Origin of the sequence: Mucilaginibacter sp. PAMC 26640 (assembly GCA_001596135.1) — a bacterium.
In the GTDB taxonomy this organism is placed as follows: Bacteria; Bacteroidota; Bacteroidia; order Sphingobacteriales; family Sphingobacteriaceae; genus Mucilaginibacter.
On sequence record CP014773.1, the window covers coordinates 5221216 to 5235335 of the forward strand.

At 43.1% G+C, this 14120-nt stretch carries 13 protein-coding genes; 8 read left to right on the top strand and 5 right to left on the bottom strand.

Going from position 1 to position 14120, the window contains the following annotated elements; genetic code table 11:
- The first annotated feature begins 57 nt into the window (after positions 1–57).
- The gene (locus A0256_22620; GenBank protein ID AMR34653.1) at positions 58–1473 is read left to right on the top strand and encodes a nicotinate phosphoribosyltransferase; all 1416 of its coding nucleotides are present in this window, start codon (positions 58–60) and stop codon (positions 1471–1473) included.
- 3 nt (positions 1474–1476) lie between these two features.
- Complete coding sequence (locus tag A0256_22625; GenBank protein ID AMR34039.1) at positions 1477–2382, top strand: ribose-phosphate pyrophosphokinase; 906 nt, start codon at positions 1477–1479, stop codon at positions 2380–2382.
- Positions 2383–2391: 9 nt separating this feature from the next.
- Here the strand turns inward: A0256_22625 and A0256_22630 are convergent, their stop codons facing one another.
- The 5 genes from A0256_22630 to A0256_22650 all read right to left on the bottom strand — a co-directional run bounded on the left by A0256_22630 (position 2392) and on the right by A0256_22650 (position 6341).
- A complete protein-coding gene (locus tag A0256_22630; protein ID AMR34040.1) occupies positions 2392–2571 on the bottom strand; it encodes a hypothetical protein in 180 nt (59 codons plus the stop codon).
- 2 nt (positions 2572–2573) lie between these two features.
- Positions 2574–3122 carry an RNA 2'-phosphotransferase gene (locus A0256_22635; GenBank protein AMR34041.1) on the bottom strand — a complete coding sequence of 183 codons (549 nt, stop codon included), beginning with the start codon at positions 3120–3122 and terminating at the stop codon, positions 2574–2576.
- A 245-nt stretch (positions 3123–3367) separates the two neighbouring features.
- Positions 3368–4306 (bottom strand): hypothetical protein, encoded by a 939-nt coding sequence (locus tag A0256_22640; GenBank protein ID AMR34042.1) that lies wholly within the window; start codon positions 4304–4306, stop codon positions 3368–3370.
- Positions 4307–4445: 139 nt separating this feature from the next.
- Positions 4446–5210: an N-acetylglucosaminyldiphospho-UDP N-acetyl-beta-D-mannosaminyltransferase gene (locus A0256_22645; protein ID AMR34043.1), complete on the bottom strand. Its 765-nt coding sequence runs from the start codon at positions 5208–5210 to the stop codon at positions 4446–4448.
- 399 nt (positions 5211–5609) lie between these two features.
- Positions 5610–6341: a hypothetical protein gene (locus A0256_22650; protein AMR34044.1), complete on the bottom strand. Its 732-nt coding sequence runs from the start codon at positions 6339–6341 to the stop codon at positions 5610–5612.
- A gap of 378 nt (positions 6342–6719) precedes the next feature.
- Here A0256_22650 and A0256_22655 point away from each other — a divergent pair, with 378 nt between their 5' ends.
- The 6 genes from A0256_22655 (at position 6720) to A0256_22680 (ending at position 14120) form a co-directional block, all read left to right on the top strand.
- On the top strand, positions 6720–7499 hold the full coding sequence (locus A0256_22655; protein AMR34045.1) for a hypothetical protein: 780 nt from the start codon (positions 6720–6722) through the stop codon (positions 7497–7499).
- A 9-nt stretch (positions 7500–7508) separates the two neighbouring features.
- Positions 7509–9914 (top strand): hypothetical protein, encoded by a 2406-nt coding sequence (locus A0256_22660; GenBank protein ID AMR34046.1) that lies wholly within the window; start codon positions 7509–7511, stop codon positions 9912–9914.
- A gap of 132 nt (positions 9915–10046) precedes the next feature.
- Entirely contained in the window at positions 10047–11444 is a 1398-nt protein-coding gene (locus A0256_22665; GenBank protein AMR34047.1) for a UDP-glucose 6-dehydrogenase, read from the top strand.
- Positions 11445–11499: 55 nt separating this feature from the next.
- A complete protein-coding gene (locus tag A0256_22670; protein AMR34048.1) occupies positions 11500–12456 on the top strand; it encodes a family 2 glycosyl transferase in 957 nt (318 codons plus the stop codon).
- Between the two features lie 45 nt (positions 12457–12501).
- The gene (locus A0256_22675) at positions 12502–13185 is read left to right on the top strand and encodes an acylneuraminate cytidylyltransferase (protein AMR34049.1); all 684 of its coding nucleotides are present in this window, start codon (positions 12502–12504) and stop codon (positions 13183–13185) included.
- Entirely contained in the window at positions 13185–14120 is a 936-nt protein-coding gene (locus A0256_22680; GenBank protein AMR34050.1) for a phosphoglycerate dehydrogenase, read from the top strand. The genes A0256_22675 and A0256_22680 overlap by 1 nt, the downstream gene beginning before the upstream one ends.

Sequence of the window (14120 nt, forward strand, 5' to 3'; positions counted from 1 at the left end):
CATTCTGATTTCTCCTAACTAGAGTATAGCTTCAACCAACCTTAAAAACTAATGGCTATGAAACGCGAAAATTTGATCCTCCTGGCTGATGCCTACAAATACGCTCACCATAAATTATACATGCCCGGCACTACCAATATTTACAGCTACCTGGAAAGCCGCGGCGGAATGTTTGACGAAACCGTTTTCTTCGGTCTGCAATATTTTTTAATGGAATACCTGCAGGGGCCGGCATTTAACCAAATAGATTTGGACGAAGCGGCAGAATTTTTACCGCAGGTATTTGGCCGTGATGATGTGTTTGATAAAAGCAAATTCCAATACATCCTTGACAAATACAATGGTCACCTGCCCGTGGTAATAAAAGCCGTAGCCGAGGGTACCGCTGTACCCACCGGTAATGCCCTCATGACCATTGAAAACACCGACCCGGAATGCTACTGGCTCACCAATTTTTTAGAAACCCTGTTGATGCAGATCTGGTACCCCTGCACTGTGGCTACGCTAAGCAATGAGGTGCGCAAAGTAATAACCCAATTTTATGCCGAAACCGCTACGGAAGGCAGCCTGGCCGGGATCGATTTTATACTGAACGATTTTGGCTTTAGGGGTGTAAGCAGTGTGGAGAGCGCAAAATTGGGTGGGGCAGCACACCTGCTCAGTTTTAATGGCAGCGATAATTTGGCTGCATCTTTAATGGCCAGCAACTATTACAGCGCCGAAAAGGTTTATGGCCTTAGCATCCCGGCAACCGAACATAGTATTTGCACCCTGCTGGGCCAGGCCGGCGAGCTGGAGGTTTTTAAACATGTGCTCAATACCTTCCCAACCGGTACGATTGCCTGCGTTAGCGATAGCTATAATATTTTCCGTGCCTGCGAGGAATACTGGGGTACCGAATTGAAGGACCAGATCCTTAACCGCAAGGGTACACTTGTGATCCGCCCGGACAGCGGCGACCCGGTAATGACCCTGCTCAGGGTTTTCGAAATTCTATTCGAGAAATTCGGTTACACGGTTAATGATAAGGGTTACAAGGTTCTCCCTCCGCAGATCAGGGTTATACAAGGCGACGGTGTTAATTACGATGCCATTAAAGTAATGTACCAAAGCTTGAAGGCCCGCCAGATCAGCGCCGAAAACCTGGTACTGGGTATGGGCGGTGCGCTATTACAAAAGGTAGATAGAGATACGCAGAAGTTTGCCCTGAAATGCAGCAGCGCTGTGATTAATGGCAAACAAATAAATGTAGAAAAACACCCAACCGAGCTGGACGCGGAGGGCAACATCACACAAAGTTTTAAAAAGAGCAAAGGTGGCAGGCTGAAACTGGTGAAAATTAATGGCATCTTTAAAACCGTAAACCAGCATGATAACCCGGAACTGGCGGACGAGCTGCAAACCGTTTTTGAGAATGGTACACTCATCAAACCGGTTACTTTTGAGCAGGTGAAAGCCAATTTGAAAAATTAAACGATGAAAAAGATCTTATTCCATATCAAAGCATATGCATACCTGGCAGAAAAGATGCTGGCTTACAGCGAGCTGGAACGCGGCGAAGTTGAGGTAAGCACTTTTACAGATGGTGAACGCTACCAGCGCATCATCAGCGACATTGCCAATCGCGAAGTGATACTTTTAGGAGGAACCGTTAGTGATGAAGCAACACTGGAACTGTTTGACCTTGCTTCCTCGCTGGTGAGTTATGGCGCCAATTCGCTTACACTTGTGGTGCCCTATTTCGGCTACTCTACTATGGAGCGGGCGGTGCTATCCCGCGAGATTGTTACCGCAAAAACCCGGGCAAGGCTGTTCAGCGCTATTCCGCGGAGTAATAAGGGTAACCGGATATACCTGTTCGATCTGCATTCCGAAGGAATCCAGTATTATTTTGAGCACGACCTTTACCCCGTACACGTTTATTGTAAAGACCTGATAATTGAGGCTGCACGGCAATACGGCGGCGATAATTTTGTTATGGCCAGCACAGATGCCGGCAGGGCCAAATGGGTGGAATCGCTGGCGAATGATATGGGGGTAAATGCGGCTTTTATCCTGAAACGCCGCATGAAAGGCGACCATACTGAGGTAAGCGCCATCAACGCAGATGTAGCCGGCAAAACGGTGATCATTTATGATGATATGATCCGCTCGGGAGGCAGCATTATCAATGCGGCCAAAACCTACAAAGAAGCCGGTGCTGATGATATTATTGTTATTTGCACCCACGGGCTGTTTGTGAACGATGGGCTGCAGAAGCTAAAGAATTGCAATTACATCAAAAAGCTCATCTGCACCGATTCGCATGTAAACACGCAGTTGCTAAAGGATGATTTTGTAGAGGTGAAGAGTTTGGCGGCGTTGATTTGCGGGGTGGTATAGCAATGATGCCTAACCTTTTCTGCGTCGTTTTGCAACCAGGCTTCTAACGGTTTTTTTTCTAAAACTATGTGATGGGTTGAGAACGGCAGATTCAGGTAAAACGCTTTCTATTTTGATTGTAGTAGCCTTTTTCACCTCTCTGTAGGCCTCCGGCACCCACTCCGGTTTAATTTGCTTTAGTTCATCCATTGTTATTGCAATTTTAAATAGGTAGGTGGCACCACATCGGTTAGCCAAACGCCGTTTGCTGACAAGTAAAAAACGTGGCCATTTTGATGCAGGGACAGGGCATCCACCTCAAATATTACCGGCTTACCGTGGCGTTTGCCTACCACCAGCGCGGTTTCGATCTCGGCGCTTAGGTGCACGTGTTGGCGGCTGCGCTTTTCTAACCCGGTTTGCAATATACTATTAACCGATTGACTCGCTGTACCGTGGTATAGCATGGCGGGTGGTTTTTGCGGCTGCAGGCCTAATTCAATGTCAACCGAATGGCCCTGACTGGCGCGGATCATATCGCCGGCCCCGTTAAACGCAAAACGTTTTTTGGCATTAGTAGCAACAACATGGCTCAGTATCTCCGGCGTTAGCAATTTACCGTGCGCATTTTCCTGATGTATAAGTTCCACAACGGCTACCCATCCCTGTTCGTCAAGCCGGATGCCAATGGCTTCCGGCTGATGGCGAAGCACAAGGCTTAATAACTTACTCAGCGCGGTAGTTTCTTTTTCAGTGATCATGATAAGTAAAGTTAAGCATTGCCGTTTAGAAAAACAGCCTCCGGTGAATTTGGCGTGCCCGGCACAAACTCCCCGACTAGCTACGCACAAGCCTTGCCCAACTAAACCCGATTGAAGGAAAAGCACGGCGCGTAAGACCGCGCGAAAGGCCGGCCGGGCTTGTACGGAAAGCGGGACTACCGCACCCGATATTCACTGCACTTGCTTTTTAAAATAATCAGCGGCTAAAGGAAATACGCAAATAATTAATCGATAAGTTTTTGGGGCAGGATCGTCTCTTTTATTTTGGCGTTGAAAATATTTGTGCTCCAGCCTGAAGTTTTGCTGCAGTTGCCCTGGTTCCAGCCGGGGTTGTTTTCTCCTTTGGCGCTGGTCCACCGTATTTTGTTACCGCTTATGGTATTGAGCGAGCAACCTGCAGCATGCTGGTTCCAGATGTATATGCCCACGTTGGTGAAGGGTTGCCGCCTGCCATAAATGGTATTGTTGATCATGCTGATGTTATTGCCGCCAGCTATGGCCATACCGTACTGCCCGGGGTTAACCAGTATATTATTTGTTGCTAAAATGTACCCGCCGCCATAATCCCCCAACATGATGCCACCTCCGGTTTTGCTTGGTCCTCCGCCCCTGATGCGGTTACCAGTTACCTGTACCGGGCTCCCTTCAGTTCCATAGGTTTTATAAAGGTTTATAGCATCTTCAGGATGGCTCTGCCCGGGTAAATTCTCACAGGTATTATAATTAATTTGATTGTCGGGGCCGCTTACGCTATCAAATTGCACAAATTGACCGCGTGGGAATGGCCCGCACATATTTTTAAATTGATTGTGATTTACAAGAACGGCTTTGCTACTTAATGCATAAACGCCGGTAGCCACTTTTTCAAAATAGCAGTCGACAATTGTGACGTTACTACAGTTTAAAACACTGACGCCATTTTTTACCGAATAACGCAGCCTGCAGCTTTTGATGGTGATGTTGCGGCAATTGCTCAGCTTTATACAATCCACTGTTTTACCGGTGATATCAAGGTTGCTAATAACCCTGTCGTGAACGTTTTGCATTACGAGCGGTTTGGCTATTCTTAGCTGTGACTTTACCAGTGGCTTGCCAAAGGAAAAGGCGTATACAGCAACGGGCAACAGCATCGTAATTAAATATAAAAGGCGCCTGTTTATCATAGTTATTGTAATAGCCGTATTGCTTTATAACCAACAAACTGAGAAAAAGATTATAGTAATAGCAGGGATTTCAAATCTGGGATTGGCCGGGGGAGAACCAATCCTTTTCAGTACAACAGGCTGGGCACCTGTATTTTTGCTAGTCGGCCAATTGTTTTTGCCCGATAAAAACAAGCTTCATCTTCTCTTTCAACACAACGTATATAAATACAGGGCCGTATAACAAGTAACGGCGCCAAAGGTGATTGGGTTCATGCAAGAGGCGGATGAACCATTCTAAACCAAGGTTGATCCAAAACTTACTGGGCCGTTTAACGGTTTCAGAATAAAAATCGAAAACCGCACCTATCGAGCATATTACTTTAGCATTAAGCTGATTTTTATTTTCATAAACCCACTTTTCTTGTTTGGGGGCCGTCATCCCTACAAACAACACATCTGGCTTAAACTCATTGATACGGGACACCATATCGGCATTTTCGGCATCCGTAAATTTTTCACTGAATGGCGGAGAATAGATTTCTACCGTAATATTTGGGTACTCTACTGATAGTCGCGTTTTTATACCATCCAGCGTTTCGTCCGACGACCCTAAATAAAAGCACTTTCCGCATTCTGTATTCATTAAATTGAGCAAGTAATTATGCATATCTGCACCGGCGATTTTTTTGATGTTCGCTTTCTTCAAGATCCGGGCTGCACCAACTATACCTACACCATCAGGCAATAATAAATCTGACTCAATTAATGCTTTTTTGTAAACGGGATCTTGCTCTGCAATAATATAGCAATATTGGTTAAGGGTGTTGATGATGAACTTAGCATCCCGGTTGATGTCAAGTTGATCTAAATTTGAGGTAAAAACAGAATAGTCGAATAATTTTAAAGTCTGGTATTTATCCATTTTTCTTTAAAAATTTGTAACGGAAATATATGGAGTAATACTAGTTTGGGTTAAAATACTTTCTCTAAACATATAAAAAATGCTGCGTATATCGTTAATAAAATTCAATCGCTTGCGTATCTTGTGTCAACCATGCTAAAGAGCAATCTGCAAAAAAAACTAACTTACGCTTTTACATCTATCTGACCGCATCCAAAAATACAAATTTATTCCACATAGCTTATTTCTATATCGTGTTTGCCCAAAAACACTCGTCAACAAAATTTCCGACAATGTGCGGGAAAATATCGTTTCGTTTAATTAATTAAAGCACTTAAACCGGGCACAGCTAATCAGCTATGCGTAATGCAGAAAATCGCCAAAACATCGGGATGCTTTACCACAATACGTATTTAAATACTATACGGTTGCCCTGATGTAGTTGATCCAATTGACCATCGTATCCGCATCATAATGGTCTGTAAGTATGCCATGTTCATCAAACGAAGGATGGAGCATCACCTCTGTAATACTTTTTGATGTTTTATGCTGCTGATTTGCTAAAAAAAAAGCCACTGTTTCAAATCTATACGTGTAATTGAGGCAGGCGGTAATTATCCTGTTATTTATATACATCCGATACCAAAACTTGAGATAACTCTTTTCGCGATAGGTTTGGGCCAGCCTTAATTTTAAATTAAAATATTTAGCTGCATCCAAAAATATATTAAATAAGCCGGGAAGGGTATGTAAATGATAATGAGAATCGATATGGTTAATAGCAACACCTTGCGACAGTGCCTTGTTTATTTGGGCAAACAGTTCGTTTTTAAGATCAACTTTTTGCGATTTGGATAAGATAATACCTGCCTTGCCGGTAACTTTTAAATTCCAGTTACCATTTGCAGTTAACAAACCGGCATGAACAGGGGTGAGCGGCTTGCCCTCAGCAAAATTGATATGGACCCCTATGTTTTTGATATATACGTGTTGCTTTATCATTTGCACAGCTTCATCAAAACCCGGTGTATTAGTAAGTAAAGACGCACTATTGATATACCCCTGCTGGAAACAAAATGCTATCGCTTTATTTACGGAAGGATTGAGACCAAAATCGTCTGCATTTGCAAGTATGTGATCGGCATTTAACATATGGCCATGTGATAAAATTGATCTGGGATTATATAAATTCAAGAATTTGCAAATATAACAGGCAACAACCTATAATGTAAGCAAAAAATATGTTTAAAAATTCATCATTTCATATTTTTTGCTATTTTCGCATATTATATATGATCAAAGTAACAAATATAGACGCACAGCTAAACGGCATAATGTTTAATAATTTATACTTGTTCCCTCTGCTTTGAATCAATTTAACTTTTAGTACATAAACCAAAACCTTTTAATCTTCATTCACGTATAGTTTCCAAAAAAATAAAAAACTTTAACTCAAGGCATTTTTAATAAAAATCACTGAAGTTTACCTGAAAGATTTATTGACATTTTAGCTATTGAAAATTATAAAATATGAAATTTAAAAACCTTATTACAATTTTTTTAGGGGTTATGCTTTTTGTTAACTTTTCCTGCACATCCTACAAAAACATACCCTACCTGCAAGATTTAAACCGCGATTCTATTACGCGTGAAAAAATCACTAATTACACTCCTCTTACCATTCAGAACGGTGACCTGCTAGCCATTCACGTTAACAGTTTAAGTCCCGAGGCATCATCCATTTTCAATTATAACCTGGAGCGGCCTTTTGGGTCTGGCGGAAATTTGAGCACAGCCCAGGAAAATGCGGTTATCGGCTATTATGTGAAACAAGATGGTGCAATTAATTTGCCGCTTATCGGAAGCGTTAAAGCAAGTGGTTATACCACATCAGAGTTTTCAAGGGTTCTCGAGGAAAAGTTGGTTACCGTATTAACAAAGCCAAATGTTAACGTTCGTATACAAAATTTCAAAATATCAATTTTAGGCGATGTTAAGTCTCCGGGTACGTTTGTTATTCAAAACGAAAAGGTGACGCTTACAGAAGCGCTAAGTCTTGCAGGCGATCTAAACATTACGGGTGTAAGGAAAATAACGCTGATAAGAGAAACTGATGGTGAAAGACTGTTTGTACCTATCGATCTTAAATCAAAAAGCTTCTTTAATTCGCCGTATTATTATTTGAAAAAGAACGATGTAATTTATGTTACACCAAACGAGCAGCGTGCTGCCAATGATGGCTCTACCTTTCAGCGCGCAGGGTTGTTAGTTTCTGTTTTATCAATTATCGCCATTCTCTTAACCAGATAATATTTTTATATGAGCAAGCAAAAAACGCAACTTACCACCTTTACACTTCCTGTAGGAGAAACTGATACATCGGCATCCGGGGATATTGTAAAGAAATATCTTTTTCACTGGCCGTTGTTTGTGTTAGGCGTAATCTTATGCATCGTAGGCGCTTACTTTTATTTAAAGGCAACAAAACCTACTTATCCTATAGTTGCAACGCTGGAGTTTAAAGGGCCCACAAGTTCAGAAGGTACCGTAATAAATAAAAGTGGCAGCGACCAGCAGCTGGACCCGATCAGTACACCGGTTATCGTTGAAAACGAAATTGAAGTGATGCAATCGAAAAAGCTGATGTATAAAGTGGTTAACGATCTGCAACTCTGGGTGTCATACCAGGCTAAAGTGGGTGGCAGTAAAACGGATTTATATAAACAAACACCGGTAACCTTTTCTTATATAAAAAGTGTTGGGACAATTGACGGTAAAGGCCAGAAAATAAACATTGTAATTAAGAATGCAAAAACCTTCACACTTGTTGATGATGAATTGGGGGATAAAGATTATGCATTCGGTAGCCCTGTAAAAAGCGAATTTGGTATCTGGAAGTTAACGCCTACTCTTAACCTCAACAATTTTACGGGAGAAACTATCAACATCATCGTAAGTGACCCAGACCAAACTGCCGACGATTACCAGGCGAAAGTAAAGGTAGAACTGGAAAACAAAGACGCTCCCTTTGTAAACATATCCACCTCCGACCAAATACCGGCACGGGGAAAAGATATTTTAAACTCGCTGATGGCTCAGTATAAAGATGATGCCATGGCATCAAAAAACAAGGATGCACAAAAAGCGATCGACTTCATCACCTTAAGGCTCGATTCCTTAGATAAAAACTTATCTATTGACGAAAAAGCGATACAGCGATTCAAAAGCAGCCAGGGCATGACGGATATCAGCTCTCAAAGCCAAGGCTTTAGAGATATTAGCCAGGCTAACATCAAGGCGACAAATGAGGCTAATGTGCAGTTGAAAATTTTGGATGGCCTGGAAAAGAATATCAATTCTCCGACAAATGCCGGTGCCTTACCCCCTACCAGTGCGTATTTATCAGACCCGAGCTTAATGGGCTTGTATGATAAGATCACAGATGTGCAATTGAAAAAAGCGCAGATGCTCTCTACCATGCCTGAGACCAATCCCATGTTTGATCCAATCAACGAGCAGCTAGCAACCCTCCGGAAGGCATTTAAAGAGAAAATTGCTACCATGAAAGCTTCGCAATTGGCCATACGGCAGCAAGTTGGTCAGTTTCAATCCGGTATCGTATCCGGCCTGAAGAAAATACCGGAGCAAGACATGGAGTATACGACCATGAAACGCAAAACCGAGAGTAAAGAAAAAATATATGCTTTCCTGCTTGAAAAGCGTGAAGCGGTTTCATTGAGATATGCATCAACCGTATCAGATTCTGAAATTGTGGATGACGCACATGCCGGTAAAGCCAAGTGGCCTAAACCGGCGATAGTTTACGCCATTGCCTTGTTAATGGGCTTAGCCGCCCCTATTGGCCTGCTCTACGCCCGTGAAAGCCTAAACGAACGTATCAGCAACCGCAGACAAATTGAAGATGCTGTTAAAGTCCCTATCCTGGGTGAGCTTTCTTACCAGGAGGACACTACCCCAATTGTGGTAACGCAGGGCCGGGGCAAGTTTGCCATTGGTGAGCAGTTCCGCGTACTACGTACAAACCTGTCGCACCTGCATGGTAACAGCGAAACGGGCAGGGTGACCCTGTTTACCTCAAGTATTGGCAGTGAGGGCAAGAGTTTTGTAAGTTCTAACCTTGCGGTTACATTGGCGTACGCATCCAGAAAAACCATTATTTTGGAAATGGACCTGCGTAAACCTAAAATATCTGGTGTATTCAACCTATCTCCGGAGCATCCCGGTATCAGTGATTACCTATCAGAAACAGCAAGCGATATCTCCAAACTTATACAGCCTTCAGGCATCCCGGGTTTAGATGTTTTAGGTTGCGGCCCTATTCAGCCAAATCCATCTGAATTACTGGAAAAAGATAAACTGGATGAACTGATCAATAAACTAAAGGAAACTTATGACGATATCCTGATCGATTCGCCGCCGATTCACCTGGTGACCGATGCCTATATTATTGCCCGGACAGCCAACGCAGTAGTATACATGATCAGGCAGGGCCATACCCTTAAAGACGAACTTCAATTTATCAACGATGTGGATTCTGCGGAAAGATTCCCTAAATTCACACTTGTATTTAACGGTATTAAACGCGATCAGTTTAATTACGGATACGGTTATACCAATAGCTATTACAGCTCTTACAATACGGCCAGCGAATCAGAAAAGGAAACTTTTGGATCAAAGATCAGGACATTCGTAAGAAGATTTTAACAATTAAATAAAACCGGATAAGTTTAAACGGCTTTATATATAATATTTACAGGTTATCAGATAAAGCGCACCCGGTTGGGAGCATTCTATTTGGTAACAAAAACATAACTTTTCATTTCTAAAGTCAGTATAATGAGCAAAATCATCACTAAAATTTGTTGTATCGGTGCGGGTTACGTGGGTGGCCCTACAATGTCAGTAATTGCACAAAAATGCCCTGGCATCAAGGTTACAGTTGTTGACCTTAACCAGGCACGCATTGATGCCTGGAACGATGAAGATACCAATAACATCCCGGTTTATGAGCCTGGATTACCGGAAGTAGTTGCAGAAGCACGTGGTAGAAATTTATTTTTCTCTACCAATGTTGATGAAGCTATTGCCGAAGCGGAAATGATATTTATATCCGTAAATACCCCGACAAAAACCTATGGAACAGGCAAGGGTATGGCTGCAGATTTAAAGTACATAGAACTTTGTGCACGCCAAATTGCAAGGGTATCAAAAACAGACAAGATCATCGTTGAAAAATCAACCCTTCCCGTTAGGACCGCCGAGGCTGTAAAAAGCATTCTGCAAAACACCGGTAATGGCGTTCAATTTCAAATACTATCTAACCCGGAATTTTTAGCAGAGGGTACCGCAATAGAAGATTTGCACGCGCCAGACAGGATCTTAATTGGTGGCGACCCTACCGATGATGGCCAGGCGGCTGTACAAGCACTGGTGGATATTTATGCTAACTGGGTGCCGCGCGAGCGAATCCTTACTACTAACCTATGGTCCTCAGAATTATCCAAACTTACTGCTAATGCATTTTTGGCGCAAAGAGTATCTTCGATAAACGCCCTTTCTGAACTATGCGAGCATACCGGTGCAGATATATCCGAAGTTGCCCGCTCTATCGGTACCGATAGCCGCATTGGCCCTAAATTTTTAAATGCTTCTGTAGGTTTCGGTGGCTCATGCTTTCAGAAAGACATTCTTAACCTGGTTTATATTGCCCGCTCTTATGGCTTACAACAAGTTGCTGATTACTGGGAGCAGGTGATCATCATGAACGATCATCAGAAACGTCGTTTCGGTAATAAGATCGTAAAAACGCTTTACAACACCGTATCCGGTAAGAAAATCGCGTTCCTGGGTTGGGCATTTAAAAAGGACACAAACGATACCAGGGAATCTCCTGCCATATTTGTTGCTGATGATCTTTTAAACGAAGAGGCCAAAATTTCTGTATACGATCCAAAAGTATCTGAAAAACAGATCCAGGGTGATCTTAACTATCTCCACACACGCAGCGAAGCTAAAAACGCGGAACTGGTTACCGTGTTAACCGATCCGTATGAAAACTGCAAAGACGCTCACGCCATAGCGATCATGACCGAATGGGACGAATTTAAAGCCTATGATTGGGAGAAGATCTATCAGAACATGACCAAACCGGCTTTTGTATTTGACGGGCGGAACGTAGTTGACAGAAAGAAGCTGTTGGATATTGGATTTAAAGTGTATACGATAGGAAAATAAAACAACACACTGCCGGCGAATAAACCCTGTAAAATAAATCATTAAACAGTTGGCCATGAATTACACTTGCAGCCTGGTTATCAGATCTTTTAATGAAGAGCGGCACATTGGCCGCTTATTAGAAGGCATAAAGAAACAAACTTTATACCCTGAAACCGAGGTAATACTAGTTGATTCCGGCTCTACAGATGATACGGTTAAAATAGCTTTAGAGCACGGTGCCAAAGTAGTTTCAATCAAACCGGAGGAATTTTCCTTTGGCCGTGCGCTAAACAGGGGATGCGAAATGGCAACCGGTAAGTATTTATTATTTGCAAGCGCCCATGTTTACCCGGTTTATACCGATTGGATAAAAAAAATGGTTCAGCCGTTTGATAATAAAAGCGTTGCATTGGTTTACGGCAAACAGATAGGCAACGAAATTACCAAATATTCGGAAAGTCAAATTTTCAAGAAGTGGTTCCCGGATGATTCTAACTATAGTCAGGATCATCCGTTTTGTAACAATGCCAATGCCGTTGTGAGAAAAGAGCTATGGTTAAACCAACCATACGACGAAACCCTCACCGGATTGGAAGATTTGGACTGGGCCAGGAAAATTGAGCAGAAAGGCTTTGTTATTGCTTACGAAGCCGATGCCCCTATCGTTCATGTTCACGAAGAATCGATTTCCAAAATAAAAAACCGCTATATGCGCGAAGCTATAGCACTGAAAAGGATCTTCCCGAAGCAACGGATGAGCTTGCTTGATTTTGCAAGATTGTACCTGGCAAACACTTTTAGCGATATGGTACATGCCAGGCATGATGGTGTGCTGCTCAAAAACATTTCGGAAATAGTACGCTTCAGATACATGCAGTTTTGGGGAACGTACAAAGGATTTAAGCAAGGGGAAGTGAATACGCGTTTGAGGCAGCGTTTTTATTACCCCAATGGCCTGCGTAAAAGCACCATAGAAGAAAGAGAAAATGCCGAAAAGATTGTGTATTTAAAGGGCAACCACGCCAGTTAACCGCACTATCCGTACTGATCCTAATTACCTATTACAAATAAAAAAATGACAGATAAATATAAACTTGTTGCCATTGTACCTATGCGCCATTCCAGCGAACGGGTACCGGGCAAAAATTACCGGGATTTTGCCGGCAAGCCGCTTTTTCATCATGTTGTTGGCACCTTGCTGGAGTGCGAACTAATTGATAAGGTAATTATAGATACCGATAGCCCGATCGTTATCGAGCAAACAAAAGAAGCTTTCCCGGACGTAATTGTACTAGAGCGCCCGGAACATCTGAGAGATGGCAGCATCCCCATGAATGATGTGCTGATGAATTCCATCAACCAGGTGCCTTCCGAATTTTATCTGCAAACGCATAGCACCAACCCAATTCTCTCCGCAAAAACAGTGGCTGCAGGAATTAAGAAGTTTTTTGAAGTCTACCCGATGTATGATTCCCTCTTCTCGGTAACGCGTAAAAATGTAAGGTATTGGGATAGCCTTGCCAGGCCAATTAACCACAACCCAAATATCCTGCTCCGCACTCAGGACCTCCCCCCTATTTTTGAGGAGAACTCCTGCATGTACCTTTTTACAAAAGAGATCTTAGCTAAAAAGCACAACCGTATCGGCGACAGGCCCTTTCTGTTTGAAATGATGGAAGAGGAAGCGCAGGATATCGATGTGGAGCTTAATTTTATCATGGCCGAATTACTTTACAAACAATTAAATAATATTCAATGATGAAGGTTTTAGTAACATGCCCGCCAATGCTTAGGGCGATTGACCAGTTAAGGCATCATTTTGAAGAAAAAGGAATAGAGCTGGTTACGCCAAACGTAGTACAGGTATTAACAGAAGAGGAGCTGATTGAACTGGTCCCTACCGTTGATGCCTGGATAATTGGCGATGACCCCGCTACCGAAAAAGTATTTACCGCCGGCAAAGCTGGTAAGCTGGTAGCCGCCGTGAAATGGGGCGTTGGCGTAGATAACGTAGATTTTAAAGCTTGCGAAAAGCTGGGCATCCCAATTGCAAATACACCACGGATGTTTGGCAACGAGGTAGCAGATATGGCCCTCGCCTACTTTACGGGCCTGGCACGCGAAAGCTACAAGGTTGATAGGGAAGTACGCGCCGGCAACTGGATAAAACCTGCCGGCATGAGCCTGACAGGCAAAACCGTTGCGCTGGTTGGCCTGGGCGATATTGGCCTCGCCACCGCAAAAAGGCTGAAAGCATTCGATGTGATCATCAACGCGTATGACCCGTTTACCAGGTTAACTGCAGCAGAAGCCGGTGTTGACACAATTGTGCCATTCCCCGAAAAATTGCAGGATGCCGATTTTGTGGTGATCACCTGCGCATTAACCCCTTCCAGCTATCATTTAATCAACCAAACCAGCATCAGCCAGATGAAAGATGGTGTGATCATTATCAACGTATCCCGCGGTGGGCTGATAGATGAAAGCGCCTTAATTGCTGCATTGCAAAGCGGTAAAGTTAAATCGGCCGGTTTAGATGTGTTTGAGGTTGAACCGCTGCCGGCTGATAGTCCGCTGCGCCAGTTTGACCAGTGCATTTTTGGCACACACAATGGCTCAAATACCAAAGAAGCCGTGATCAGGGCCAGTTTGCGCGCCATTGAAATATTGTTTGGCTACCTAAATATCAAATAA